Below are 26,774 nucleotides of genomic sequence, written 5' to 3'. Positions count from 1 at the left end.
GTGCGACGTCCTTCGAGGACGTCGCACCGGGCCGCGCGGCATGTCAGGCCGGTACCGCCAGGTCGGCGCGCAACCGCTCCACCACCGCCGGGGGCACCCGCAGCGCCTTGTGGAGATAGCCGTCGAGTCCGCCCCACTTCTCGTCCATCGCGTCCAGGGCCGCTTCGAGGTAGCGGGGGCGGACCTCGACGATCGCGGACGCGATGTCCGGGTCGCCGCCCGCCTCGAGGAACCGCTGCACGCCGGGCCCGAAAGCACCCCGGACGGCCGGATTCACGGCCAGGAACTCCGCCCGGACGACTTCACGCGACGCGCCCGCCATGAGCAGCAGGAGCGCGGCGGCCCAGCCTGTCCGGTCCTTGCCCGTCGCGCAGTGGAACAGCACCGGTCGCGCACGCGGGTCGGCAGCTGTCTCCAGGAAGGCGCGGTAGGCGGCCGCGGCACCGGGCGAGAGCACCATCTTCCGGTAGGTCTGGGCGAAGAGTTCTTCCGCCTTGCCGTCGCCGAGCACACTCGCTGCGCCGTCCGGGTCTCCGAGCAATGCCCTGATCCTGGCGGGCGCGACACCCGGGTTGTCGCCGAGCACGTCGGCGACGAAGAGCCGCGCGCCCGGCGGCAGGCGGTCGGGCGCCCACTGGCGTTCGTCCGCGGTACGGAGGTCGACGACGGTACGGATACCGAGCGCGGCCACCGCCATGTCGCTCTCGGCGTCGAAGTCGCTCAGCTGCCCCGAGCGCAGGAGGATTCCCTGACGCAGGCGGCGGTCGCGTCCCAGGGCGATGCCGCCCAGGTCGCGCAGGTTGACGACGGTGGCAGCAGGGACGGCGCGGGCGGTCTGCACGATGAACTGCCTCATTCCCGACGAACTCCACAGGTCAGAATCAACGTCGCACGTAGCGCGAAAATCGACAAAGGAAAGAGCCGGGTACCGGCTGAGATGTCAGTCGGCGAGGATCCTCGTCTTCTGCGCCGCGAACTCGGCGTCGGTGAGTACGTCCTGCTTCCGCAGCTCAGCAAGCCGCTCGAGCAAGGTGATGACGTCGTCCCCGCCGTCCGCGGCCCCCTCCGCGGGAAGGCGCTCATGCGCCACGAGCTGCCCGCCGGCCTCTTGGGCCGCACGGGTGAGGGGCACCGCCCAGAGGTCCTCGCGGACGATCAGCGCGGCCGAGTTCCCCGGAGGCACGCTCCGGCCGAGCGAGTCGATGTCCTTGACGGCAGACAGCCCGGCCACCTCACCGGCGACCGGCTCGAACGACACCAGCCCGTCGGGGTCGACATCCCGCAGCTCCTTGAGGGCGAGCGTGCCGCCCTCGGCGCGGTGGACGAAGGACAGGTCCAGGACCCGCACCGCCTCCGACGCGACCGCGTCGGCCAGGGCCGACGCCATCGGACCGGTGAGGGTGCTGCCGGGAAAGACGACGACGAGGTACTCCACGGGTCCCACGGCCACGACGCGCCCCTTTCCTGCGGTGCTGGAACGTCAGAAGCATAACTTCGGACATTCAGTGACGCACTGTGAAACTTCATGGTTAAGACAGCACATTCGCCTCATTACCTGCCATGAAGGGGTACGACGGGACCGGACCCGCTCATCCCCCGGTCGGGGGAAACGCGACGGTCAGTGAGGGATCACGTGCGTTCCGGAGAGGGCAAGGTCACAGCCGGTGCCACTGCTGCTCGTCAGAGCGCTGACCTAGCATCTGAGCATGACGGTCCTGCCTGCTGACGGGCTCTCTCTGGCCGCCGAGTTCCCTGACCCCTCCCATGATCAGTGGCAGAGCCTTGTCGAAGGCGTACTGCGCAAGTCTGGCAAGGAAGTCACGGGCACGGCCGCCGAGGAAGCGCTGTCCACCGCGCTCGGGGACGGGCTCACCGCCCGCCCCCTGTACACCTCCCACGACGTATCAGCCGACCCCGGATTCCCCGGCTTTGCCCCCTTCACCCGGGGCAGCAAGGCCGCGGGCAGCATTGCGGGCGGCTGGGACGTACGGCAACGCCACGCGCTGACGGACCCCGTACGCCTGAACGAGGCCGTACTCGGCGACCTCGAGAACGGCGTCACCTCGCTGTGGCTGGCCGTGGGCGGGCCCGGCGGGGTTCCGGCCACCGGCCTCGCCCGTGCGCTCGACGGCGTCTATCTCGACCTGGCACCCGTCGCGCTCGACGCAGGCAGCGACTTCGAGCCTGCGGTGCGGGAGTTGCTGGCGCTCTACGAGGCGCGAGGCGTCGCGAAGTCCGCCGCGCGCGGCAGCCTCGGCGCGGACCCGCTCGGCCACGCGGCGCGTACCGGCGGCGAGCCCGACCTGACGGCCGCCGTCCACTGGGCGCGGCTGTGCGGCCGCGAGTACCCCGGGCTGCGCACGCTGGCCGTCGACGCACTGCCGTACCACGAGGCGGGCGGCTCGGCCGCCCAGGAGCTGGGGCTCTCGCTGGCGACGGGCGTCGCCTATCTGCGGGCGCTGACCGAGGCGGGAGCCTCCGTCGAGGAGGCGTGCGCGCAGCTGGAGTTCCGGTACGCGGCGACGGCCGACCAGTTCCTGACGATCGCGAAGCTGCGGGCCGCGCGACGGCTGTGGGCCCGGGTCGCCGAGGTGTGCGGAACCACTGCGGCAGGTGCGCAGCAGCAGCACGCCGTGACCTCGCCCGTGATGATGACCCGCCGCGATCCGTGGGTGAACATGCTGCGGACGACGCTCGCCTGCCTGGGCGCGGGGGTCGGCGGTGCCGACTCCGTCACCGTACTGCCGTTCGATCACGCTCTGGGTCTGCCGGACGCGTTCGCCCGGCGGATCGCCCGGAACACGTCGACGATCCTCATGGAGGAGTCGCACCTGGCCCGGGTCATCGATCCGGCAGGCGGTTCCTGGTACGTCGAGCGGCTGACCGATGAACTCGCCGCCGCAGCATGGTCGTTCTTCCAGGAGGTCGAGCGGGCGGGCGGTCAGGCCGCCGCACTGCGCTCCGGCATGGTCGAGGAGCGGCTCGCCGGCACCTGGGCCGCCCGCAGCAAGGACCTGGCGCGGCGCAAGGAACCGGTGACCGGCGTCAGTGAGTTCCCGACGCTCACCGAGCGGCCCGTGGAGCGCGAGCCCCACCCCGCCCCTTCGACGGGCGGCCTGCCGAAGGTCCGCCGCGACGAGGCCTTCGAGGCTCTGCGTGCCCGGTCGGACCGCCACCTGGCCGCCACCGGCAGCCGCCCGAAGGTGTTCCTCGCCGCCCTGGGCCCGGCCTCGGTGCACACGGCGCGCGCGTCCTTCGCCGCGAATCTCTTCGCCGCGGGCGGTATCGAACCCGTCCACGAGCCCGCCTCCGTGGACGCCACGACCGCTGCCGGGGCCTTCGTCTCCAGCGGAGCGACGATCGCCTGCCTGTGCTCCTCCGACGCGCTCTACGCCGAGCAGGCCGACGCTGTCGCAGGCGCCCTCGCCTCCGCCGGAGCCCTGCAGGTCCTCCTCGCGGGCCGGCCCGGTGATTACACGGGCGTCGACGGCCACGTGTTCGCGGGCTGCGATGTGGTCGCCGTCCTCTCCTCCGTACTCGACTGCATGGGAGTGGCGTGATGCAGACCACCGAGACCACCGGGACCCCGGCGACGGGAACCCCGGTTCCGGACTTCTCCGATGTCCCCCTGGCCGCCGACGCCCCTGCGGAGGTGTCCGCCGACCAGTGGCGTGCCGCGGTGAAGGAGTCGACCGGCACGTCCGAGGACGAGCTGCTCTGGGAGACACCCGAGGGCATCGCGGTCAAGCCGCTGTACACCGGACAGGACCTGGAAGGCCTCGACTTCCTGGAGACCTACCCGGGCATCGCCCCGTATCTGCGCGGCCCGTACCCCACGATGTACGTCAACCAGCCCTGGACGATCCGGCAGTACGCGGGATTCTCCACGGCCGAGGAGTCCAACGCCTTCTACCGGCGCAATCTGGCGGCCGGTCAGAAGGGGCTCTCCGTCGCGTTCGACCTGCCCACGCACCGCGGCTACGACAGCGACCACCCCCGCGTGACCGGTGACGTCGGCATGGCGGGCGTGGCGATCGACTCGATCTACGACATGCGCCAGCTCTTCGACGGCATTCCGCTGGACAAGATGTCGGTGTCGATGACGATGAACGGCGCGGTACTGCCCGTGCTCGCGCTGTACATCGTGGCCGCGGAGGAACAGGGCGTGCCGCCCGAGAAGCTGGCCGGGACCATCCAGAACGACATCCTCAAGGAGTTCATGGTCCGCAACACCTACATCTATCCGCCCGGCCCCTCGATGCGGATCATCTCCGACATCTTCGCGTTCACCTCGCAGAAGATGCCGCGCTACAACTCCATCTCCATCTCCGGCTACCACATCCAGGAGGCGGGGGCGACGGCCGACCTGGAGCTGGCCTACACGCTGGCCGACGGTGTGGAGTACCTGCGGGCGGGACGCGACGCCGGGCTCGACGTGGACGCGTTCGCGCCCCGGCTGTCGTTCTTCTGGGCGATCGGCATGAACTTCTTCATGGAGATCGCGAAGCTGCGTGCGGCCCGGCTCCTGTGGGCCAAGCTGGTGAAGGAGTTCGAGCCCAAGAACTCCAAGTCGTTGTCGCTGCGCACCCATTCGCAGACCTCCGGGTGGTCGCTGACCGCCCAGGACGTCTTCAACAACGTCACGCGGACGTGCGTGGAGGCGATGGCGGCCACCCAGGGCCACACCCAGTCGCTGCACACCAACGCCCTGGACGAGGCGCTCGCCCTGCCGACGGACTTCTCGGCCCGGATCGCGCGCAACACCCAGCTGCTGCTCCAGCAGGAGTCCGGCACCGGGCGGGTCATCGACCCGTGGGGCGGCAGCGCGTACGTGGAGAAGCTGACGTACGACCTGGCGCGGCGGGCCTGGCAGCACATCGAGGAGGTCGAGGCGGCCGGCGGCATGGCGAAGGCCATCGACGCGGGCATCCCGAAGCTCCGGATCGAGGAGGCCGCGGCCCGTACCCAGGCGCGGATCGACGCCGGACGCCAGCCGGTCATCGGCGTCAACAAGTACCGGGTGGAGACCGACGAGAAGATCGACGTGCTCAAGGTCGACAACTCCTCGGTGCGTACGCAGCAGATCGAGAAGCTCCGTCGGCTGCGCGAGGAGCGGGACGAGGCGGCCTGCCAGGAAGCCCTGCGGGCGCTGACGGCGGCGGCCGAACGGGACCCGGGACCGGGCCTGGAGGGCAATCTGCTGGCGCTCGCGGTCGACGCGGCCCGGGCGATGGCCACGGTCGGCGAGATCTCGGACGCCCTGGAGAAGGTGTACGGGAGGCACGCGGGCCAGATCCGTACGATCTCCGGGGTGTACCGCAAAGAGGCAGGAGAGTCCCCGTCCGTGGACCGTACCCGCACGCTGGTGGACGCTTTCGAGGAGGCCGAGGGACGGCGTCCGCGCATCCTGGTCGCGAAGATGGGCCAGGACGGCCACGACCGCGGCCAGAAGGTGATCGCCACCGCCTTCGCCGACCTGGGCTTCGACGTCGACGTCGGCCCGCTCTTCCAGACGCCGGGTGAGGTCGCCCGGCAGGCGGTCGAGGCGGACGTGCACATCGTGGGCGTCTCGTCGCTGGCCGCCGGGCACCTCACGCTCGTGCCCGCGCTTCGCGCGGAACTGGCGGCCGAGGGCCGGGAGGACATCATGATCGTGGTGGGCGGGGTGATCCCGCCGCAGGACATCGAGACGCTGCACGAGGCGGGTGCCGCCGCGGTGTTCCCGCCCGGCACCGTGATCCCGGACGCGGCCCACGACCTGGTCACGCGGCTCGGTGCCGCGCTCGGCCACGAGCTGTGAGCCGCTGACGGATGGCTCCGAACATCGACGTCGACGCGTACGTCAAGGGCGTGCTCGACGGGAAGCGCGCGTTCGTGGCACGCGCGATCACTCTCGTCGAGTCGACCCGCCCCGATCACCGGGTACTGGCCCAGCGGCTGCTGAGTGAGCTGCTGCCCCGTTCGGGGCGGGCCAGGCGCATCGGGATCAGCGGGGTTCCCGGCGTGGGGAAGTCCACGTTCATCGATGCGCTCGGCACCCTGCTGACGGGGCTCGGGCACCGGGTCGCCGTACTGGCCGTCGACCCCTCGTCCAGCCGTACGGGCGGTTCCATCCTGGGCGACAAGACCCGGATGGAACGGCTGGCGGTGGACGCCCGGGCGTTCGTACGCCCCTCCCCCACCGCGGGGACGCTCGGCGGGGTGGCCAAGGCGACCCGTGAGTCCATCGTGGTGATGGAGGCGGCGGGCTACGACGTGGTCCTGGTGGAGACGGTCGGGGTCGGGCAGTCGGAGACCGCGGTCGCCAACATGGTCGACACGTTCCTGCTGCTCACCCTGGCCCGTACCGGCGACCAGCTGCAGGGCATCAAGAAGGGTGTCCTGGAACTGGCCGACGCCATCGCGGTGAACAAGGCCGACGGCCCCCACGAGCGCGACGCCCGCTCGGCGGCACGTGAACTGGCGGGCGCCCTGCGGCTGATGCACCCCGTGGACGCGGCGTGGACTCCCCCGGTCATGACCTGCAGCGCCCGGGAGTCGACCGGTCTGGACGAACTGTGGGAGCGGCTGGAGCAGCACCGCACGCTCCTGGACAGCACGGGGCGGCTCACGGCCAAGCGCCGCGAGCAGCAGGTGGACTGGACATGGACGATGGTCCGCGACGAGCTGCTGGACAGCCTGCGCAGCCATCCGGCCGTGCGTGCGCTCACCCCGGAGCTCGAACAGCGAGTACGCGGGGGCGAGTTGACGGCAACCCTGGCCGCGGAGCAGATCCTCGGAGCGTTCCGCGGGGATGCGGCGGCCCCGCCGGACACGGCCGGCGGAAAGAATCCGGAAGACAGCTGAGCCCCGTTCGCGCACAGTGGGTGCGGTGACCGCTGACACCGCACCCACGACCCGTTCCAGTGAGCTGCTGGGATTCGCGCCCGATGCCCGGGTACTCATCGTCAACTGCGACGACTTCGGGATGTACCACGCGGTCAACTCCGCCGTGATCGCGTCGATCGAGAACGGCATCGCGGCCTCGTGCAGCCTCATGGTGCCGTGCCCGTGGGCGCTGCACGGCATGCGTCTGCTCCGGGAGCGGCCGGAGATCCCCTTCGGCATCCACCTCACGCTCGTCTGCGACACGACGGACTACCGCTGGGGGCCGCTGAGCGCGAGGGACAGGGTCCCCTCGCTGCTGGACGACGCGGGCGAGCTCTTCACACCGGCGGGCATCCCCGAGCTGCTCGGCCGGGCCCGCCCGGAAGAGGTCGAGCGCGAGTTCCGTGCACAGATCGACGCGGTCATGGACGCCGGTCTCGAGCCGACCCATCTCGACTGGCACTGTCTGGCGGACGGCGGGCGCGAGGACATCCTCGACCTGACCGTGGCCCTGGCAGGGGAGTACGGCCTGGCCGTGCGGATCTGGCTCGAGCCTGCCAGGCAGAAGATGCTGCGGCAGGGCCGGCCGGTCACTGACCACGCCTTCCTGGACAGCTTCGCGCTGGACCTCGACGGGAAGGCGGCCCGCTTCGCCGAGCTGCTGCGCTCCCTTCCGGCCGGCCTGAGCGAGTGGGCTGTGCATCCCGGGCTGGCCGACGAGGAGTCACGGGCCATCGACGGCGGCTGGCAGGTGCGCAGCACGGACCACGCGTTCCTCACCTCGCCCGAGGCGCACGAGATCCTTCGGCAGGAGGCCGTCGTGGTGACCGATTACCGCGCGGTCCAGCGGGTCTGGTCCGGCGCCGGTGGCACCAGGTAGCCGGGCGGTCTCCTTCCCTCCTCCTTGCTTGCGTGCTACGGTGCGATCAGCACATGTGTACGCCCCGAATCGGGCGCCGGTGCTGTTTTCTCTCATTTCCGCTGTTGCGCCCGTCCTCCAGTGACCGGCGATCCAGCTTCTCCGCACCACTTCTTCTGTCCGGTCCGGGCTTTTCCGCCCGTCACACGGGGCGTGATTCCGCCGCCTCCGCTTCGCCGGACTTCTCATTCGCCTTGTCCGCGAAAGGACCCACCCATGACCAGCACACTCGAACGCCCCGTCACGCAACAGGATCAGCCCGTCCGCACCGCAGGTGTCCTCGACACCACGAACAACGGACACGGCGTCCTGCGCACCGACGGCGGCCATCCCTCCCCCGGTGACATCCAGGTGTCGCCCTCACTCATCCGGCAGTACGGCCTGCGCAAGGGCGACGTCGTCGGTGGAACCTGCGAACGGCCTCGGGCACTGTCCCGGATCGACTCGGTCAACGGCCGTGCGGCACAGGACCTTCGGGGCCGGCCGCACTTCCGCGATCTCACCCCTGTCCACCCCCGGGAGCGGCTGCGCCTGGAGACACCGCGCGGCGGACCCGCCACGCGCGTCGTCGACCTCGTCTCACCGGTCGGCAAGGGGCAGCGCGGCCTCATCGTCGCACCCCCGAAGACCGGCAAGACCGTGCTCCTGCAGCAGCTCGCCGCAGCCGTCGCCACCAACCATCCGGAGTGCCACCTGATGGTCGTCCTGCTGGACGAACGCCCCGAGGAGGTCACGGACATGCGCCGCTCCGTACGGGGCGAGGTGTACGCCTCCACGTTCGACCGGCCCGCGAAGGAGCACATCACGCTCGCGGACCTCGCCGTGGAACGGGCCAAGCGACTCGTCGAGCAGGGCCGGGACGTCGTGATCCTCCTCGACTCCCTGACCCGGCTGTGCCGGGCCCACAACAACGCCGCCGGGGCGGGCGGGCGCACCCTCAGCGGTGGCGTCGACGCCTCCGCCCTCATCGGCCCGAAGAAGCTGTTCGGGGCGGCACGCCTGGCCGAGGAGGGCGGTTCGCTGACCATCCTGGCGACCGCACTCGTGGACACCGGATCCCGCGCCGACGACTACTTCTTCGAAGAGCTCAAGAGCACCGGCAACATGGAACTGCGCCTGGACCGCCGGCTGGCCGACAGGCGGGTCTTCCCCGCCGTCGACATCACACTGTCCGGCACCCGCCGCGAGGAGCTCCTGGTGCCCGCCGCGGAACTGGCGGCCGTACGGGGACTGCGCCGCGCCCTGCAGTCCAGGGACGGACAGGCCACCCTGGAGGTCCTGCTGGAGAAGGTCCGCGCGACCCCGGACAACGCAACGTTCCTCCGGCAGGTCCAGCACACCGTTCCCGGCGCGTAACAGCCCCCGCTCACGCCACTCCGGTCACCACGCGCCGGTCCCGGATCAGCCCGTGCCGCCCAGCGCCTCGGCGACCAGCGCGCGTGCCTCGTCCTGGACCCTGGCCAGGTGTGCGGCGCCCTGGAAGCTCTCCGCGTACACCTTGTACACGTCCTCCGTTCCCGAGGGACGGGCCGCGAACCAGGCGCTGTCGGTGCAGACCTTCAGGCCGCCGATGGCCGCGCCGTTGCCGGGCGCCTCGGTGAGTACGGCGGTGATGGGCTCACCCGCCAGGGTGTCTGCCGTGACCTGGTCCGGGGAGAGCCCGGCCAGGACCGCCTTCTCCTCACGCGTCGCCGGAGCGTCGACCCTGGCGTAGGCCGGGTCGCCGAAGCGGGCGGTGAGTTCGCCGTAGTGCTGGGAGGGCGTGGAGCCGGTGACGGCGGTGATCTCCGAGGCCAGCAGGGCGAGCAGGATGCCGTCCTTGTCGGTGGTCCACACCCGGCCGTCGCGTCGCAGGAAGGACGCTCCGGCGGACTCCTCGCCACCGAAGCCCAGGGTGCCGCCGAACAGTCCGTCGACGAACCACTTGAATCCCACCGGCACCTCCACCAAAGGGCGCCCGAGGTCTGCCGCGACCCGGTCGATCATGGAGGAGGAGACGAGGGTCTTGCCGATGCCGGTACCGGCGGGCCAGCCGTCGCGGTGGGAGTAGAGGTAGCGGATGGCCACGGCCAGATAGTGGTTGGGGTTCATCAGGCCGCCGTCGGGGGTGACGATGCCGTGCCGGTCGGCGTCCGCGTCGTTGCCGGTGGAGATGGTGAACGCGTCGCGCTGCTCGATCAGGGACGCCATCGCGTACGGCGAGGAGCAGTCCATCCGGATCTTTCCGTCCCAGTCCAGCGTCATGAAGCGCCAGGTGGGGTCGGCGAGCGGGTTGACCACGGTGAGATCGAGCCGGTGGCGTTCGGCGATCCGGCCCCAGTAGGCGACCGAGGCGCCGCCGAGCGGGTCCGCGCCGATCCGGATCCCCGCGTCACGTACGGCGTCCAGGTCCAGGACGGACGGGAGGTCGTCGACGTACCCGGTGAGGAAGTCGTGCCGCCCCGTGGTGTCGGCGGCGAGCGCCCGGGCGTACGGGATCCGCCGGACCTCCTTCAGCCCGCCCTCGATCAGGGTGTTGGCCCGGTCCTGGATCCAGGAGGTGGCGTCCGAGCCGGCCGGCCCGCCGTGCGGCGGGTTGTACTTGTAGCCGCCGTCGGCCGGCGGGTTGTGCGACGGGGTGACCACGATTCCGTCGGCGAGAGAGCTGCCGCGGTCCTGGTTGTACGTCAGGATGGCGTGCGACACGGCGGGGGTGGGGGTGTAGCCGTCGTCGCTGTCGATCAGTACGGTGGCCCCGTTGGCGGCCAGCACCTCCAGGGCGGTCACCCGCGCCGGTTCGGACAGCGCATGGGTGTCGGCGCCGAGGAACAGCGGCCCGTCGGTGCCCTGACGGGTCCGGTAGTCGCAGATCGCCTGGGTCGTGGCGGCGATGTGGTCCTCGTTGAAGGCTGCGGCCAGGGCCGAGCCCCGGTGCCCCGAGGTACCGAACGCGACGCGCTGGCCGGGTTCCGCCGGGTCGGGGTGGACCGTGTAGTAGGCGGTCACCAGACGCGCCACGTCCACCAGGTCTCCGGGCTGCGCCGGCTGACCGGCCCGTTCGTGAACCATCGGTTCTCCTCTGTCTTCGTCGGTGCGCCCACGGCCCGGACCACCATCACGGGGCGGACGATCATCACGAGTTGTACCCGATACTGCCCCCTCGGCCGCACCCACGGGTACCCCGGCCCGACAGCAGTACATCCGCAGCACGGCGCCCGCCGGGGGTCCTTCACGGCGATTGGCCGGTTCCCGCGCAGAACACAGCGGGACGGGCAGGACCGGTGGGCCCCCGCCGGTCGCGTGCACCGAGGGCCGCAATTCGCCTCGCGCAACTCGACATCCGGTGGCGGCACTTCAGGATCAGAGGATTCCGGTACCTCGAATTCCACCACGAGTCGGCGGCTTCCTCGATCGGCCGAACGCAAGAGGAATGCGCAGGGCATTGCCATCATGGAGCACCGTCCCGAACAGCAGAAGATGCTGGGCTCTGACACGCCGCAGCATTCAGCAATCCGGCGTCAGTACCCCTGACCGGAGCCAATCCGCATCGCCCGGCGCGCGAGTCATGCGTGTTTTCCCACACACTGTCTGTCACAGTGCATTTCGGTTTTACCCACTTATCTCCGCCGCCATATTCCTTTCCGCCGGTACTTACCCGAACCGGCCCGTCGGGGGCATGTGAGAAGAGAGCCGTGCGTGCTGCAGAAGAGTTGCACCGAGGAAAGACAACTGACGGTCCTTCATTTGGTCCAGCCGGTGGAGGGTGGAGTCGCACGGGTCGTGACCGACCTCGTCGCCGCACAGGTCCGGGCAGGGCTGCGGCCTGTCGTGGCCTGCCCGCCGGGCGGTTCGCTGGCCTCCGGAGCGTCCGTGGCAGGGGCCCAGGTGTGTGCCTGGCCGGCCGAACGTGCCCCGGGGCCGGGGCTGGGCCGGGAGGTTGTCACCGCAAGCCGTCTGATCAGCGCGTACGCGCCCGACGTGATCCACGCCCACAGCGCGAAGGCCGGTCTCGCCGGCCGGCTGGCCGTCCGGGGCCGGGTGCCGACGGTGTTCCAGCCCCACGCCTGGTCCTTCGATGCGGTGGAGGGCCGGACCGCCCGGCTGGCCCTGCGGTGGGAGCGGTTCGGGGCACGGTGGAGCGACCGCATCCTCTGTGTCAGCGAATCCGAACGGCGCGCGGGCGAGACCGCGGGCGTCGCCGCCCACTGGTCCGTGATCCACAACGGCATCGACCTCGGCCACTTCCGCCCGGCCGGCCGGGAGGCCGCGCTGGCGGCCCGCGCTGCCCTGCCGCTCCCGGAGACCGTCCCGGCCGGTGCTCCCCTGGTCGTGTGCGTCGGGCGGCTGAGCCGGCAGAAGGGCCAGGACGTGCTGCTGCGGGCCTGGCGGCGGACGCGGGTCCCGGGGGCACGGCTCGTCCTGGTCGGTGACGGGCCGTGCCACGACGAACTGCGGCGCGCGGCACCCCCGGGTGTGCTGTTCGCTGGCGCGAGCCGGGACGTACGGCCGTGGATCCACGCCGCGGACGTCCTGGTCCTGCCTTCGCGGTGGGAAGGGATGGCACTGGCCCCTCTCGAGGCGATGGCGTGCGGCACACCCGTCCTGATGTCCGACGTCAACGGAGCCCGGGAAAGCCTGCCGCCCGGTCACGAATCCCACTGCCTTGTGCCGCCCGAGGACCCTGCAGCCCTCGCGACGGCCCTGACCGCTCTGCTGACCGACCCACTGCTGCGGAAGGAGCTGGGCAGCACGGCGCAGAGACATACCCGGTCGGTCTTCGATGTGAGGAAGACCGCCGGAGCGGTTCTGAGCCTTTACCAGGAACTTGTCGGCCTGTCCCACCCCACGACGAGGAAGCGCACCGAGCCATGACGACGGAGAGTGCACCTGTCCCCCGATCCGCCCAGGCAACAGCCGTACGACGTACGGCTTCCGCTGTCCGCCCACCGCGCGACGGTACCGGGCGCGCGCAGTCCCTGCGGGCCACCCGGAGCCTCAGGAGGTGGGGGTCCCCCTCGGGGCTCGTCGCCGCCGACGCACTCGCGCTGGCTCTTGCCCTGGCGTTGGTGGCCCCCCTGCCGTGGCCTTGGGCGGTCTTCGTCCTCCAGGCTGTGGGGCAGTTGCTGCTGCACGCCCACCGGGGCCTGTACCGGATCGGACTGTCCCCGTCCGTTCTGGCGGAACTCCCCGCGCTGCTCGGGCTTTCGCTGGTCCAGTGGTACGTGACGGCCGAGGCACTGACCGCGTACGACCCCCGTTACGGCATCGGCTGGACGGCACTGGGCTGCGCGGTCGCCGCACAGACGCTCGTGAGCTGCGGTGCGCGCACGGCGGTCCACCGGTCCCGGCTCCGGTCGGCTGCCCGCAGCCCCCAGTCGGCCCTGGTCGTGGGCGACGGCCACGTCGCCCACCGGGTCACCGCCGTCCTGCAGGAGCACCCGGAGTACGGGCTGCGGCCGGTGGGCCGGGTGGGGTCCGACGTTCCGCCCGCCGATGCCCCCGTGCCCGGTGCGACACCGTCCGGCGGAGCTCAGCTCCCCGTACTCACGACCGCGCAGGACGTCGGCCGTGCGGTCATCCAGAACTCGGTGCGGCACGCCGTTTTCACGGTCCCACCGGAGTCGGCACCCGGCGGGGCGGCGTTGTTCGGGCAGTTCGTCCGACAGGGCTGCCGGGTGTGGCTGATCACCGAGGAGGGGACGATCGCCCCCTGCCGGCCCGCGTCCAGACCGGACCATGTGTGGGGGTTCGCGGCCCACGCGCTGGACGACGGCCGGCACCGGCCGGCCGGCCACCGGGTCAAGCGGGCGATGGACGCCGTTCTGGCCATGATCGCCCTGATCGCGGCGGCCCCTCTGCTGGCCGCCTGCGCACTCGCCGTACGCGTCTGTGACGGCCCCGGAGTCGTCTTCAGGCAGGAGCGCATCGGACGGCACGGACGGCCCTTCGTCCTGCTGAAGTTCCGCACCCTGCGCCCGGCCGACGCCCATGAGTCCGCCACCCGGTGGAACGTGTCGGACGACGAGGGCATGAGCCGCGTCGGCAGGACGCTCCGCCGGACGTCGCTCGACGAGCTTCCGCAGCTGTGGAACGTGGTGCGCGGCGACATGAGCCTGGTCGGCCCCCGCCCGGAACGCCCTTACTTCGTCCAGCACTTCAGCGGGATCCACCCCGGCTACCGGGCCCGTCACCGCATGCCCGTCGGCATCACGGGTCTGGCCCAGGTGCACGGTCTGCGCGGCGACACCTCGATCGAGGACCGTGTCCGCTTCGACAACCGGTACATCGGTACCTGGTCGCTCTGGCAGGACGTGTGCGTCCTCGCGCGGACCGCCGGCTCGGTCTTCCGCCTCGGAGGCAGCTGAACCGTGACTCTCACCCTGACCGCCGCACCGGCACCACCCGTCGTCCGGTCCGGACCGGCGCCCCCGGTCGTGCGCCGGTGGGCCGGCGGATGGCCGCTGCTGCCCCTGATCGCGACGGTACTGCTCCTGGCCGTACCGGCGGACGGCTCGGAACCCGGGAGCGTGTACGGCGTTCCGCCGGCCGACCTCGTCTCGGGCCTCGCGGTGCTCGTCTGTCTGGGGCGCCTGCTGTTCCTGCGGACGCGCCCTCTCACCCCGGCCGCGGCCGTCGTTCTGGGGCTGCCGGCCGTGGGTCTCGCGGTGGCCACGGTCACTGCGGCGGACCCGTCGGCGGCGCTCCCCGGCTTCGTCCGGTACCTGCAGATCTTCGTACTGGTACCGGCCGCCGTCTACATCCTGGTCCAGGACGCCCGAGGGTTCCGGATCATCACGGGCACGCTGGTGCTCCTCGCGCTCGTCCAGGGCGCGACGGGGGTGTACCAGTACGCCACCGGGTCCGGCGCCTCCTACATGGGTGAGGACATCCGCGCCGTCGGTACGTTCGGACCCAGCGACGTGATGGGCATGGCCACAGTGGTCGCCTACGGGCTGCTCGCAGCCGCCGCCCACGCGCTGGGGACCCGCTCCGGTGGGCCCCGGTGGCTGCGTCCCGGCGCCTTCTGTGTCGCCGCGCTCCTGGTGGTTCCGCTCACCCTGTCGTTCAGCAGGGGCGCCTGGATCGCGACGGTCGCGGGTGCCCTGGCCGTGATCGCGCTGACCGGGCTGCGACAGGCCGTGCGCGCGCTGGCCGTGGTGTGCGCGGCCGGAGTCGTACTCGTCGGTGGTTTCGGCGTCGGGTCCGAGATGATCTCGCAGCGGCTCACCAGCATCACCGAGGTGACGCGCGCCCCCGACCGGTCGGTCAACGACCGGTACACCATGTGGGCCGCCGCGGCCGGCATGTGGCGCGAGCAGCCCGTGACCGGCGTCGGCCTCAAGGGCTTCCCCGCGCACCGCGACGGACACGCCTCGATCGGCCTCTCCTCGGGCAGTGACACCGCGGGCGCCGGGCAGGACTTCCGCAAGCAGCCGCTGCTGTCCCCCCACAACATGTACCTGCTCGTGCTGAGCGAGCAGGGTCTCATCGGCCTCACCGCGCTGGCGGGTACCTGGGTGGTGATTCTGGCCGGCGGGGTGCGCAGGCTGTTCCTCGCCCGGGCCCGGGGAGCCGCGGCCGTCGACTGCGGTCTCGCCGCGGTCGGGCTGATGACGTGGCAGACGGTCGACTTCCTTTACGCGGACATCGGCGGTCCCTCCACCGTCCTCACGGGAATCGTGCTCGGACTGGCCGCGTGGTGGGCGCTGGCGGAGCCGGAGAGGGCGACCGTCGCGTGAGCCGGGTCTCTGCGGCGACGGCCGAGCAGGCGAAGGGCTCGGGGACCTCCGCGCCCGGAGCTCCGCCGGGGCCGGGGCGGTTCCTCGCCCGCGCGGCCGCCGGTGCCGCCGGGCTGACCGTGATCGCCTCCCTGCTGGGGCTCGTACGGGACCAGGCCATCGCCCGGCTCTTCGGCGCGAGCCATGCCAGCGACGCGTTCCTGATCGCCTGGACCGTGCCCGAGATGGCGGCCACGCTGCTGATCGAGGACGGGATGGCCCTGCTGCTCGTCCCTGCCTTCAGCCATGCCCTGGCCCGGCGCGCCGCCGCCGGATCCGCTGCGGACGGGCTCTCGGACGATCCCGTACGGGCACTCGTAGCGGACACCTTTCCCCGACTGTTCGCCTCGTTGGCCGGTGCGGGCGCCCTGCTGGTCCTGGGCGCTCCGTGGGTCGTCAGGATTCTGGCGCCCGGTCTGAGCGATCCCCGACTCGCCGTGGAATGCACCCGTCTGACAGCGGTCACGGTGCTCACCTTCGGCGTCACCGGGTACTTCAGCGCGGCCCTGCGGGCGCACGGGCGGTTCCTGGCCCCGGCCGGGGTCTACATCGCCTACAACATCGGCATCATCGGCATGACGCTGGCGCTGCACTCCGTCTGGGGTGTGCGCGCCGCGGCGGCCGGGGTGGCCGTGGGCAGTGTGCTGATGATCCTGACCCAGCTGCCCACGTTCGCACGGCTGCTGACGCGGCGGGGGCCGCGCGGCGTCGGGCCCCGCCCGGCACGGCAGGGCCTCTCCCCGCTCCTGGGCGCCACGGTCCTGGCGCCCGTCGTGCTGTTCGTGGTGGGCCGTCAGTCGCAGGTGTTCGTCGAACGGTTCCTCGCCTCGTCCCTGTCCGACGGGGCCATCTCCCATCTCAACTACGCGCAGAAGGTCGCGCAGCTCCCGATGGTGCTGTCCATGATGATCTGTACGGTGACCTTCCCGGTCGTCGCCCGGGCGATGGCGGCCGGGGACCAGGACGGCGCCCGCCGACGGGTCGAGCGCGATCTCGCACTGGCCGGGACCGTGGTCCTGCTGGGCACGTCGATGGTGCTCGGTTACGCGCACCAGATCGTCGAAGTGCTCTTCCAGCGCGGCGCTTTCGATGCCCAGGACACCGCTGCCACTGCCGGGGTGATGCGGATCTACGCACTCGGGCTGCTCGGCCACACCCTGGTCGGAACGCTGTGCAGGCCGTTCTTCTCGGCCGGAAAGCCCACGTGGTACCCGGTCTGCGCGATGGGCGCCGGGCTGCTGGTCACCACGGGGGCCGGCCTGGCCCTGGCCGGCCCGTTCGGCGTCGACGGCATCGCGGCCGCGAACGCCCTCGGCATCAGCACGGCCGCGCTGCTGCTGCTCCTCGGACTGGGCTCGCGCGCGGTCGCCATCCGGGTCCGTGCCGTCGCCGTCTCCCTCGGCCGGCCCGCGGCCGCGGCAGTGGTCGCCGGGGCCGCGGGATGGGCGGCCGCCCCGGCGATCGGCCATCCGGCACTCAGCCTGGCGGCGGGCTGTCTCCTCGTCCCGGCAGCCTTCCTTCTCACCGGACTTGCCCTCAGAGCTCCCGAAGTCGTTCATCTGCTGGCTCTCACCCGACAGAGGTTCCTTCATGGCCGCTGACACATCGGCACACGCCGCCGTCCCGTCCGTTCTCCGACCTCAGCCGTGGATTCTCACCTACCACTCGGTGAGCGACCCCACGGACGATCCGTACGGCATCACCGTCTCCGCCGACCGCCTGGACCAGCAGCTGACCTGGCTGCGCCGTCGCCGCCTCACCGGCGTGGGGGTCGGGGCGCTGCTGCGCGCACACGCCGCCGGCCGCCGCGGGCTGGTCGGGCTGACGTTCGACGACGGGTACGCCGACTTCCTCCACGAAGCGCTCCCGGTACTGCTCGGGCACGGTTTCACGGCGACGGTGTTCGTGCTGCCAGGCCGGACGGGCGGATCCAACGCATGGGATCCGCTCGGCCCCCGGAAGCCCCTGCTGACCGAGGACGGCATCCGTGCCGTCGCGGACGCGGGGCTGGAAGTCGGCTCGCACGGCATGCGCCACCTGGATCTGACGGCGCTGAGCGACGAGGAGCTGCGCGTGGAGACTCACGGCAGCAGGGAGTCGATCCGCGGCATCACGGGGACCGCTCCGGCCGGCTTCTGCTATCCGTACGGCACGGCCGACCGGCGGGTGCTGGCGTCGGTACGGGACGCGGGGTACGGCTACGGCTGCGCGCTCGGCCCGGGCCCTCTGATCGGACCGCTGGCCCTTCCGCGTACGCACATCAGCCACGCCGACCGGGGCACCCGGCTGCGCGCGAAGGAGCTGCGGCACCGGCTTCGCCACCGGCCGGGCGCCGCCCCCGCGCCCGTCCCCGCCGGGGGGACCCGATGAAGGCCCTGCACATCATCACGGGCCTCGGGGTCGGCGGCGCGGAGCAGCAGCTGCGTCTGCTGCTCCGTCATCTTCCGGTGCCCTGCGACGTCGTGACGCTCACCAACCCCGGACCGGTCGCCGAAGGGCTGCGCGCCGACGGCATCCGCGTCGGGCACCTGGGGATGAACGGCAACCGTGACCTCACCGCTGTGCCCAGGCTGGCCCGGCTCATCCGCCGCGGCGCGTACGACCTCGTGCACACCCATCTGTACCGGGCCTGCGTCTACGGGCGGATCGCGGCCCGCCTCGCCGGGACCACGCGTGCCACGATCGCCACAGAGCATTCGCTGGGGCATGCGGAGATCGAAGGGCGGCCGCTCACCCGCGGCACCCGGGCCCTGTACCTGCGCACCGAGCGCCTCGGGGCGGCGACGGTCGCCGTCTCCCCCACCATCGCCGGCCGCCTGCTCGACTGGGGCGTGCCGGCCGCCCGGATCCACACCGTGCCCAACGGAATCGACGCGGCCCGGTTCCGCTTCGACAGCGGTCAGCGCCGTGCGACCCGCGCGCTGCTCCGTATCCCCGACGACGCCTTCGTGGTGGGGGGCGTCGGCAGGCTCGTGCCCGGCAAACGCTTCGACGTACTGATCCGTGCCGTCGCGGCGCTCCCGGGCGCCTGGCTGGTGCTGGCCGGGGACGGACCCGAGGCCGGTTCGCTGAGCGCCCTGGCCTCCCGGCTCGGGATCGCCGAACGGGTCCGCCTCCTCGGCGAGTGCGACACGGACGGTGGCACGGCGGGCCCCGGGATCCCCGCGGTGCTCTCGGCCATGGACACCTTCGTCTCGGCGTCCCGCGAGGAGACCTTCGGGCTGGCAGCCGTCGAGGCCCTGGCCGCGGGACTCCCCGTCGTGCACAGCGCCTGTCCCGCCATCGAGGACCTCCCGGCCGGCCGGGCACCGGGCGCCACCCGCATCGGCGGCGCCGGGTCCCTCTCCTCCCACGCCGATCTCACGCACGAGCTGACGGCCGCGCTGCGCCACCGGATGGACAGCGGCGTACGAAGACTGCCGCCGCCCCCGGCCGTGGACCAGTACGACATCAGGCTCAGCAGCGAGCGCCTCATGGACGTCTACGCGCACGCCCTCGACACCGCCCCTTCGACCTGGAGAGCACACTCATGACCGAGTCGCCCGAGCAGCAGCCGGCCGCCCGCGGACGGTTCCGCAGACTCCGCCCCAAGTCCGCACTGCCCCACTGGTGGCCCCTGCCCGCCTGCATCCTCCTCGGAACGGCGTCCGGGCTCTCCTACGGGCTGCTCGCCCCGACCGAGTACTCGGCGACGAGCTACGCCATGGTGGCGGCCGACAAGGGCGTCGACCCGGCAGCCGCGCTCGGCTACGCCCAGTCGTACGGCCGCCTGGCCACGAGCGAGGCGACGCTGGTCTACGCCCGCGGCGCCGCGGGCGAGCCGGTACGGGAACTGCGCACCCACGTACGCTCCGAGACCTCCCCCGACTCGCCCATGATCGCGATCACCGGAACGTCGGAGAACCGGCGGCGGGCCGCGGACATCGCCAACGCGGTCACCGAGGCCGTGGTGGTCAGCAGCGGTCATGTCGCCAAGGACACCGGGGTGAAACTCCTCAAGTTCTCGCACGCCGTGCCCTCGGCGCAGCCGGTGTCGCCCTCGGTGCCCCTCGGCACGGCCGTGGGGGCGAGTGCGGGCGGGCTGATCGGCGGCCTGGTCCTCCTCGTACGGCCCCGCCCGGGCCACCGGGGCGTCCCCGCCCAGGTGCCGGCTCCCGTCCAGGCGGGCGGTCCGCTCCCGGCCGACGAACGGGAGCTCGTGCGATGACCGTTGACCTGGACGGGCGCCTCACCGTCACCCTCTGCCGCGACCTGGGGGAGTTCGCCGGACTCTCCGGGGAATGGGACGCCCTGCACCGCCGCTGCTCGACCGCCACCCCGTTCCAGAGCCATGCCTGGCTGCATTCGTGGTGGCTGTCCTACGGAGCACCGGGCAGGCTCCGCGTCGTACTGGCCCGGCGGAACGGGCGGCTGATCGGTGCGGCTCCCCTGATGCTCGTACACCGCCCGCTGCCCCTGCTGGTCCCCATGGGCGGGGCGGTCTCCGACTTCTTCGACATCCTCGTGGACGACGAGGAGACGAAGGGCGCGGTGACGGCCCTGGAGCGCGGACTCGAACGGGCCGCCGTCCACACAGTGATCGATCTGCGGGAGGTGCGGCCCGACGCCTCGGCCCAGCTGCTGTACGAGAACTGGTCCGGCGCCAGGAGCAGGCTCACGGACTCGACCTGCATGGAACTCCCCGCCGAGCCCATCGGCGCTCTCCTTTCACGGATGCCCGGTTCGCGTGCCCAGCGCGCCCGGTCCAAGCTGCGCAAGCTGGATGCTCTGCGGATCGAGTGCCGTCCCGCACCCGAGCACCGCGTGGCGGACGCGGTCGCCACCCTGGTGCGGCTGCACGAGCGCCAGTGGCGCGGCCGTGGGATCAACCCCGAGCACCTGCGCCCGCGCTTCTCCGCGCATCTGGTGCGTGCGACCCGCCGGATGGTCCGCGACGGCGAGGCGTCGCTGACGGAGTTCGTGCTCGACGGCGATGTGGTGGCCGCCGACCTGTCGCTCAGGTCCGCGCACCTGGCCGGTGCCTATCTGTACGGAGCCGATCCCGGGCTCCGGGACAAGAAGGTGGACGTGTCGGTGATGCTGCTGCGCGAGGCGGCACAGCAGGCGGCGGACACGGGACGCAGTGTGCTGAGTCTGCTGCGCGGCTCGGAGCAGTACAAGAACAGCTGGGAACCCGTTCCGGTCGTCAACCAGCGCCTGCTGCTCGCCCGCTCCGCCCTGGAACCGCTGCTCCGCTTGCGCGAGTCGCAGGTGGTGGCTCGGGACAGGGCCGCGGAGGTCGTGAAGAACCGCTTTCCTGCCGCACGCGACTGGCACAGCCGGCTGAGCGCTCTGCCTGCCGGAGGCCTCTCCGTCATCGGGCGGAGATAGCCGCGGATTACGACTTTTGATCCGATCCGTTACCGTCTGTCGATTTTCGCGTTGTCAGGGCATGCCGGCGCACGTTCTGCAGCCGGTTTCGACCCTCTCAAGGAGAACAGATGTCGCGCATCTCGAAGGTAGCCGCTGTCATGGCAGGTACCGGTGCCCTGATCGCCGGCGGTGCCGGCCTGGCTACCGCCGACGCCGGAGCGGAGGCCGTCGCCGCCCACTCTCCCGGTGTCGGTTCGGGCAACGCCATTCAGGTGCCCGTTCACATCCCGGTCAACGTCTGCGGCAACACCGTGAACGTCATCGCGCTGCTCAACCCGGCCTTCGGCAACACCTGCGCGAACGTGTCGGACAGCCACGAGGACAAGGGTGACTACGGCTACGGCCACTGATCTCCACGCCGTACGCCACCGGGCCGCTCCTCCCCACCGGGAGGAGCGGCCCGGCCGTTTGCGCGGCCGGATCCCTCCGCTCAGACGTAGCGGTACAGACGGGTGTGATCCAGGAGCTGCGCGGGGGCCACGTCCCAGGGGGGCATCGGCTCGTCGAGGGCGAAGACCCGCTCGCGCTGCGGATCGCCGTCCGGGAGTGCGCGGCCCGGCAGGTAGCGGGAGCGCGGGTGCGCCTTCTGCCAGCGCGTCCAGAGCAGATCCATATAGGCGTGGTGCAGCCAGAAGACCGGGTCGTCGGGCGACGCGGCGCCCCCCATCGAGCCACCGATCCAGCGGTGCACCTGGTTGTGGTTGGCCACCCCTCGTCCGCCTCTGATCCCCCAGCCCTCGATCCTGTTCCGGAAGCCGGTGGTGCTGACGCTGTTCCACGGCGCGGTGTCGTAGACCGGGTCGCTCAGCGCCCGGTCCACATCGGCCTTGCTGGGCAGGGTGACCGGCGCGGAGGGGCGGCCGAAGTTCCGGCGCAGGAAGTGGTCGTCGGTGACTCCCGCGCTGATACGCCAGTTTCCCTCCCGGTACGCGAACGGCCCTGTCATGACCTGTCGGTCGCCGGACCTCCCGTTGCCGCCGAGGAAGTCCTCCGCCCAGAGGGAGGACGCGGGCGTGTTGTCCCGCGTCCAGTCCCAGTACGGGATCGACACGCCGGAGTCGACGGATTGCAGGGCCTTCTCGAACTCCAGCAGGTACCTGCGGTGCCACGGGAAGAAGGACGGGGTCATATGAGCGGGCCGTGGCCGGCTCTCGGCGTCGGTGACGTAGAACTCCCGGTGCAGGTCGACGAACTCGTCGTACCGTCCCGAGCGCTTGAGCTCCAGGATCGCACCGACCAGGCGCTTCTTCTCCGTGCGTGTGAGGTTGCGCTGATTCTTGCGGCTGTACACCCGTGCTCGTCCTTCGTGGTTCAGATGGTGTGCGGGGAGGCCTTGGCCAGCTGGGCGGTGCCGATCTCGTCGACCGCCGCGCGGGCCGTCTCGAGCAGTGTCGGGAACGACTCGTAGTGGTTGACCGTGCTGAGGTAGCTCCCGTCGGAGCGCCTCATCACATGCAGCGTTCTGCCGTCGATGCTCACCTGCGTGTCCGCGACGGCGGCCACGGCTCCGGTCCGGCCGGTGGCCGCCTCACCGCCGGCAGGCACCAGGGCCGTCGCCGTCCCGCGGATGTCACGGCCCCGGTACATCTCGGCGAACCGCTCGGGCCCGGGAGGGCTCCCTTGCCCGCCGGTGCGGGCCTCGGTCTCCGTGGCGGGGGCCCGATTCTCCGCCGTGCCGGCCCGCGCCTCCCGGTCTGTCACGAGAATCGGAGCGAGCGCGCCCCCCGTCCCGGCGATCACGCTCGCCGTGAAGGCGGCGCGCAGCACGACGCGGCGGGCCGGGCTCTTCCTGCCGGCCCGGGCGCCGCTCGTGCCGGTGGTCGGATCCATGATCTGTTTACCTGCCTCTCGTCCACTCTTCCGAGGTGTCTTCTCTCTCGAAGTTGACAACGAGGCGGCGCGTGAACGGTTCTCGTCGTGTGCGAATCACGCGACCGTGGGAACTTTTCCGGTCCGTCCGGCCGTGTCGCCCGGACGACAGCGCGAGGCGGGCCAGCATGGCCGTCCGAGCTCACGGAGGTTCCATGAACGCGCCGACCCAGGTACCCACGAGCCGCGTGCGCAGGACGGCGGACGTCGATCTGGCCGACCCGTCGTTCTGGCAGTTGCCCCGGCCGGAGCGGCTGTCGGCGTTCGCACTGCTGCGGGAACGCGACGCGCCGGTCCTGTTCACCCCCCGTGCGGGCTCGCACGCGCCTTTCCACGCGCTGGTGAGGCACGCCGATGTGAAGGCGGCGAGCCGGCAGCCGCACCTCTTCGCGAGCGCGCCCGGTGTCACCACACCGGAACCGGCCCGCTGGGCGAAGGCGGTGTTCGGCAATTCCATGGTCAACATGGACGGCACCGAGCACGCGGGGCTGCGCAGGACCATCTCCCGTGCGTTCACTCCGCGGCTGCTCGCGGCCGCCGAGGAGAACATCCGCGACGTCGCGCGGCGGCTGGTGGACGAGATGATCGCCGACGGCCCCGGCGACTTCATGCCCTCGGCTCCCTCCCGTATGCCGTTCGAGGTCATCTGCGACCTGATGGGAATCCCCGGCCGCCATCGCGCCGGGATCGCCGCCCAGATCGACCAGGCGTCGGAGTACGTGGGCGTCCGGCGCCGGGGCCGCGCCCGGCTGCGGGTGCCCGGCCGTGGTCTGCGCTCCCTGGGCCGTATGCAGATGGTGATGGCGCAGCTCGCTCGTGAACGCCGTCGGCGGCCCGCCGACGATGTGATCTCGGCCCTGGTCCGCGCAGACGTCGACGGGCAGGCACTGTCCTCGCGTCAGCTCGGTGCCTTCTTCTCCCTGTTGCTGGTGGCGGGGGTGGAGACCACACGTAACGCGATCGCCCACGGCCTGCTCCTGCTGACCGCACACCCGGAGCAGCGCGCTCTCCTGGAGTCCGACTTCGACCGGTACGCCGACGGCGCGGTGGACGAGATCGTCCGGCACTCGACGCCGATCATCCAGTTCCGCCGGACGGTCGCGGCCGAGGCCACACTCGGCGGGCGCACCTTCGTTCCCGGCGAGAAGGTCATGCTCCTCTACGCTTCGGCGAACCGGGACGCCTCGGTATTCACCGACCCCGATGCCTTCGACATCACCCGCTCCCCCAATCCGCATCTCGGATACGGCGGGGGCGGACCCCATCACTGCCTGGGAGCACATTTGGCACGGCTGGAAATGAAAGCACTGTTCCATGAACTGCTCACGCGGCTCGGGAGCGTGCGGGCGGTGGGCGAACCGGTTCTGGTCGATTCGAATTTCGACAACCGCGTCCGCTCGCTTCCCTTCACCTTCGACAATTGTCACCCGAATGGACCGGTCTGATTCTCCGGATGTCGCGAATGGCCTACTCAAAAGCGCTCGCACAGCCCATTGTTGAGCGTTTCTCCTTAGGGTCGAGATCGTCGTAGGTATGCCGAATACCCAAGGAGGAGCCGTGCCCGCACAGCGCCGTCTCATCAATTTCTGCATCGGGACGGCTGTGCTCGGCCTCCTCGTCGGTGGTGCGGTCGTCACCGAGCGGACCGGGTCGGACTCCGAGGCCGGGAAGGGCGATTCACCTGCCGCCTCGCCGGCCGCCGGCACCACCGCGGTCGGCGCCTACCTGGACTACGGACCGGACGGGATCCGGCGGATGGCGGAGCTGTCGCGCTGGCTCGGCGGGAAGGAGCTGCGTGTCGGGCACAGCTACCTGCCGGGCGACCTGTGGGAGAACATCGAGGGCCGCCCCGGATTCCTCGCGGCCTGGGGTGCCTGGCGGCGTGCGTCCGAGGACCGGATGTTCGTACTCAATACGCCGATGCTGGAGCGGAACGAGGCGCGCGTACCGGACTCGGAGGTGCGCAGGCTCCTGCGGGCGGGTGCCCGGGGAGAGTTCGACGAGCACTTCCGCAAGCTGGCCGACCGACTGGTCCTGCTGGGGGTCCCCGACACGGTGATCGTCCTCGGCTGGGAGATGAACGGCACCACGTACACGCACCGCTGCGGGCCGGATCCCGTGGCCTGGAAGGCGTACTGGAGTCGCATCGTCACCACGATGCGGTCGGTCCCGGGCCAGAAGTTCCGCTTCGACTTCGCCCCGAGCCGAGGGCGGGACGCCGTCCCCTGGACCGAGTGCTATCCCGGCGACGACGTCGTCGACATCATCGGCATGGACTCCTACGACCAGCCTCCTGCCCGGACGTTCGACGAGCAGGTGAACGAACCGTACGGACTGCAGAAGCAGGTCGACTTCGCGGCGGAGCGCGGCAAGCCGATCTCCTATCCGGAGTGGGGCCTGTTCCGCAACGGCGACAACCCGGAGTACATGCGGCGCATGCTGAAGTGGATCGAGCAGCACAAGCCGGTGTACCAGACGATCACGGACTACTGCCCGCACGGTGTGTGGCAGTGCGCCGAGAACCCCGAGTCGTCCCGGGTGTACCGCGAGATGCTGACCCAGACGCCGGGTACCGCCGATCCCGCCTCGCCCGTACCCACGCCGAGCGGCACACCCAAGCCCGACAAGCCCACTCCGACCGTGCCCGCACCGGACACCAACGGATCCGAGTGGTGCATCAGCATTCCGCTGAGCGACTGGTTCGGCCAGTGGGTGGTGAACCGGAGGTTCTGCCTGCGCGACTGATGGCCGCCCCGGAGTCCGCGGCACGGCCCGGCGGCCACGATTCCGTGGCCCCCGGGCACCCCGGTGGACGCTTGGTGCCACCGCGTCCGCAGCGACGACGAGGACGCGGGCCTGGTGTTCGCCTGCAGGTTCGTGCCGATTCCACTGCCGCAGCCGCTGGCGGACGGGCAGGACGCGTGGTTGGGCCGGCTCTGAAGCAGGGGGCGTACGCCGGCGGGCGCCGGGCCGGTCGCTGTCAGGCGTCCTGTCCGCGGAGGAACGCCAGTACTGCGGCGGTGAATTCCTGAGGGTTCTCCTCGGGGATCCAATGCGCGGTGCCCGGCGCGATGAAGCCCGTCACCCGGTGGGCCACTTCCCGCATCATCTCCTCGACGAGCGCCCCCGAGGTACTCATCGCCCCGCCGACCGCCAGCACGGGTACCGTCAGTTTGCCGTTGCGCCCCAGTGCCGCGCGGTTCTCCTCGGCATCGGCGTCGAACGCCCGGTACAGCTCGAATCCCGCACGCATCGCTCCCGGCGCGGAATAGGCCGAGACGTAGACGTCGAAGTCGCTCTCGTCGATGGCCGACGGGTCGGAGTTGCGTACGGCGAAGAATGCCTGGAGGTACTGCCGTTCACGTCCGGCCACCAGCATCTCCGCGACATCGCGTGCCCCGTGGAATGCGAAGTGCCACACGCGTGGGTCGGTGCGCAGCCGGTCGAACACTTCGGTACCGGGAAGCGGGGCGTCCACAGCCACGAGATGGGACACGTCGTCGCGGAACTGCTGGGCGTAGGCGTAGGCGACCATGAGGCCGATGTCGTGGCCGACGAGTACGACGGGCTCGCGGATGCCGAGGTGCTCGTGCAGCAGTTCGTGGATGTCGCGCGCCACCGTCCACTTGTCGTAACCGGAGGCCGGGCGCGACGAGTGCCCTGCGCCGCGGTAGTCGGGAGCGATCACGCGGTATCCCGCTGCGACGAGCGGCCCGATCACCCGATGCCACTCCCACCATGTCTGGGGAAAGCCGTGGACCAGCACGATCGTGCGGGCGCCCTCGCCGGCCGACACGTAGTGCAGCCGGATCCCCGGGGACAGGTCGGCCATTCCGTGCGTGAGGGCGAGCGGGTCGTGCGGATCCTGGCGGGACGGCATGGTGAAGGCTCCTGTCGTGTCGGGGGCGTCTCGGCGGGGGCCGCCGCGCTTTCCTCTCCTCACCCTGCAT

General features: G+C 71.3%; 22 protein-coding genes. 16 read left to right on the top strand and 6 right to left on the bottom strand.

From position 1 onward, the window contains the following. Nucleotides 1-43: 43 nt before the first annotated feature. On the bottom strand, nucleotides 44-841 hold the full coding sequence (locus ACFQ6X_RS22955) for a tyrosine-protein phosphatase (protein WP_383184220.1): 798 nt from the start codon (nucleotides 839-841) through the stop codon (nucleotides 44-46). Between the two features lie 99 nt (nucleotides 842-940). Next, the gene (locus ACFQ6X_RS22950) at nucleotides 941-1,450 is read right to left on the bottom strand and encodes a DUF6325 family protein (RefSeq protein ID WP_383184205.1); all 510 of its coding nucleotides are present in this window, start codon (nucleotides 1,448-1,450) and stop codon (nucleotides 941-943) included. Between the two features lie 256 nt (nucleotides 1,451-1,706). Between ACFQ6X_RS22950 and ACFQ6X_RS22945 the strand changes: the two genes are divergently transcribed. From ACFQ6X_RS22945 to rho, 5 genes are all read left to right on the top strand, one after another. Next, a complete protein-coding gene (locus ACFQ6X_RS22945; protein ID WP_383184203.1) occupies nucleotides 1,707-3,560 on the top strand; it encodes a methylmalonyl-CoA mutase family protein in 1,854 nt (617 codons plus the stop codon). After that, nucleotides 3,560-5,800 carry a methylmalonyl-CoA mutase gene (scpA, locus tag ACFQ6X_RS22940; protein ID WP_383184201.1) on the top strand — a complete coding sequence of 747 codons (2,241 nt, stop codon included), beginning with the start codon at nucleotides 3,560-3,562 and terminating at the stop codon, nucleotides 5,798-5,800. The genes ACFQ6X_RS22945 and scpA overlap by 1 nt, the downstream gene beginning before the upstream one ends. Nucleotides 5,801-5,811: 11 nt before the next feature. Further along, nucleotides 5,812-6,846: a methylmalonyl Co-A mutase-associated GTPase MeaB gene (gene meaB, locus ACFQ6X_RS22935; protein ID WP_383184199.1), complete on the top strand. Its 1,035-nt coding sequence runs from the start codon at nucleotides 5,812-5,814 to the stop codon at nucleotides 6,844-6,846. A gap of 25 nt (nucleotides 6,847-6,871) precedes the next feature. Beyond that, nucleotides 6,872-7,747 carry a polysaccharide deacetylase family protein gene (locus tag ACFQ6X_RS22930; RefSeq protein ID WP_383184197.1) on the top strand — a complete coding sequence of 292 codons (876 nt, stop codon included), beginning with the start codon at nucleotides 6,872-6,874 and terminating at the stop codon, nucleotides 7,745-7,747. A 255-nt stretch (nucleotides 7,748-8,002) separates the two neighbouring features. Continuing rightward, nucleotides 8,003-9,142, top strand: a complete 1,140-nt coding sequence (gene rho, locus ACFQ6X_RS22925) for a transcription termination factor Rho (RefSeq protein ID WP_383184195.1) — start codon at nucleotides 8,003-8,005, stop codon at nucleotides 9,140-9,142. Between the two features lie 45 nt (nucleotides 9,143-9,187). On the opposite strand, the gene pgm is transcribed toward rho, so the two are convergent. Continuing rightward, the gene (pgm, locus tag ACFQ6X_RS22920) at nucleotides 9,188-10,834 is read right to left on the bottom strand and encodes a phosphoglucomutase (alpha-D-glucose-1,6-bisphosphate-dependent) (RefSeq protein ID WP_383184193.1); all 1,647 of its coding nucleotides are present in this window, start codon (nucleotides 10,832-10,834) and stop codon (nucleotides 9,188-9,190) included. 627 nt (nucleotides 10,835-11,461) lie between these two features. On the opposite strand from pgm, the gene ACFQ6X_RS22915 reads away from it, so the two are divergent. The 9 genes from ACFQ6X_RS22915 (at nucleotide 11,462) to ACFQ6X_RS22875 (ending at nucleotide 21,305) form a co-directional block, all read left to right on the top strand. Beyond that, nucleotides 11,462-12,637, top strand: a complete 1,176-nt coding sequence (locus ACFQ6X_RS22915; RefSeq protein ID WP_383184191.1) for a glycosyltransferase family 4 protein — start codon at nucleotides 11,462-11,464, stop codon at nucleotides 12,635-12,637. Continuing rightward, entirely contained in the window at nucleotides 12,634-14,130 is a 1,497-nt protein-coding gene (locus ACFQ6X_RS22910) for an exopolysaccharide biosynthesis polyprenyl glycosylphosphotransferase (RefSeq protein WP_383184189.1), read from the top strand. Before ACFQ6X_RS22915 ends, ACFQ6X_RS22910 begins: the two co-directional genes overlap by 4 nt. Before the next feature lie 3 nt (nucleotides 14,131-14,133). Next, nucleotides 14,134-15,504 (top strand): O-antigen ligase family protein, encoded by a 1,371-nt coding sequence (locus ACFQ6X_RS22905; RefSeq protein WP_383184187.1) that lies wholly within the window; start codon nucleotides 14,134-14,136, stop codon nucleotides 15,502-15,504. Next, nucleotides 15,501-17,144: a lipid II flippase MurJ gene (locus tag ACFQ6X_RS22900; RefSeq protein ID WP_383184184.1), complete on the top strand. Its 1,644-nt coding sequence runs from the start codon at nucleotides 15,501-15,503 to the stop codon at nucleotides 17,142-17,144. The genes ACFQ6X_RS22905 and ACFQ6X_RS22900 overlap by 4 nt, the downstream gene beginning before the upstream one ends. After that, nucleotides 17,134-17,913 carry a polysaccharide deacetylase family protein gene (locus tag ACFQ6X_RS22895; protein WP_383184182.1) on the top strand — a complete coding sequence of 260 codons (780 nt, stop codon included), beginning with the start codon at nucleotides 17,134-17,136 and terminating at the stop codon, nucleotides 17,911-17,913. Before ACFQ6X_RS22900 ends, ACFQ6X_RS22895 begins: the two co-directional genes overlap by 11 nt. Further along, nucleotides 17,910-19,076, top strand: a complete 1,167-nt coding sequence (locus ACFQ6X_RS22890) for a glycosyltransferase (RefSeq protein ID WP_383184180.1) — start codon at nucleotides 17,910-17,912, stop codon at nucleotides 19,074-19,076. The genes ACFQ6X_RS22895 and ACFQ6X_RS22890 overlap by 4 nt, the downstream gene beginning before the upstream one ends. Then, complete coding sequence (locus ACFQ6X_RS22885; protein ID WP_383184178.1) at nucleotides 19,073-19,750, top strand: YveK family protein; 678 nt, start codon at nucleotides 19,073-19,075, stop codon at nucleotides 19,748-19,750. The genes ACFQ6X_RS22890 and ACFQ6X_RS22885 overlap by 4 nt, the downstream gene beginning before the upstream one ends. Then, the gene (locus ACFQ6X_RS22880) at nucleotides 19,747-20,913 is read left to right on the top strand and encodes a GNAT family N-acetyltransferase (RefSeq protein WP_383184176.1); all 1,167 of its coding nucleotides are present in this window, start codon (nucleotides 19,747-19,749) and stop codon (nucleotides 20,911-20,913) included. The genes ACFQ6X_RS22885 and ACFQ6X_RS22880 overlap by 4 nt, the downstream gene beginning before the upstream one ends. A gap of 110 nt (nucleotides 20,914-21,023) precedes the next feature. Further along, the gene (locus ACFQ6X_RS22875; RefSeq protein WP_329214283.1) at nucleotides 21,024-21,305 is read left to right on the top strand and encodes a chaplin; all 282 of its coding nucleotides are present in this window, start codon (nucleotides 21,024-21,026) and stop codon (nucleotides 21,303-21,305) included. Between the two features lie 80 nt (nucleotides 21,306-21,385). Here the strand turns inward: ACFQ6X_RS22875 and ACFQ6X_RS22870 are convergent, their stop codons facing one another. Together ACFQ6X_RS22870 and ACFQ6X_RS22865 are read right to left on the bottom strand one after the other, a co-directional pair. Further along, nucleotides 21,386-22,246 carry a tyrosinase family protein gene (locus ACFQ6X_RS22870; protein ID WP_383184174.1) on the bottom strand — a complete coding sequence of 287 codons (861 nt, stop codon included), beginning with the start codon at nucleotides 22,244-22,246 and terminating at the stop codon, nucleotides 21,386-21,388. Between the two features lie 20 nt (nucleotides 22,247-22,266). Further along, nucleotides 22,267-22,785, bottom strand: a complete 519-nt coding sequence (locus ACFQ6X_RS22865) for a tyrosinase family oxidase copper chaperone (RefSeq protein ID WP_383184172.1) — start codon at nucleotides 22,783-22,785, stop codon at nucleotides 22,267-22,269. A 194-nt stretch (nucleotides 22,786-22,979) separates the two neighbouring features. On the opposite strand from ACFQ6X_RS22865, the gene ACFQ6X_RS22860 reads away from it, so the two are divergent. Then, nucleotides 22,980-24,269, top strand: a complete 1,290-nt coding sequence (locus ACFQ6X_RS22860; RefSeq protein ID WP_383184170.1) for a cytochrome P450 — start codon at nucleotides 22,980-22,982, stop codon at nucleotides 24,267-24,269. Nucleotides 24,270-24,381: 112 nt separating this feature from the next. Beyond that, nucleotides 24,382-25,569 (top strand): glycoside hydrolase family 26 protein, encoded by a 1,188-nt coding sequence (locus tag ACFQ6X_RS22855; protein WP_383184168.1) that lies wholly within the window; start codon nucleotides 24,382-24,384, stop codon nucleotides 25,567-25,569. A 235-nt stretch (nucleotides 25,570-25,804) separates the two neighbouring features. Here ACFQ6X_RS22855 and ACFQ6X_RS22850 read toward each other — a convergent pair whose 3' ends face one another. Next, the gene (locus ACFQ6X_RS22850) at nucleotides 25,805-26,704 is read right to left on the bottom strand and encodes an alpha/beta fold hydrolase (RefSeq protein ID WP_383184166.1); all 900 of its coding nucleotides are present in this window, start codon (nucleotides 26,702-26,704) and stop codon (nucleotides 25,805-25,807) included. Nucleotides 26,705-26,774 lie beyond the last annotated feature (70 nt).

Source organism: Streptomyces sp. NPDC056452 (assembly GCF_042796085.1).
Classification (GTDB): Bacteria; Actinomycetota; Actinomycetes; order Streptomycetales; family Streptomycetaceae; genus Streptomyces.
This window is presented reverse-complemented; position numbering and strand designations above follow the sequence as displayed.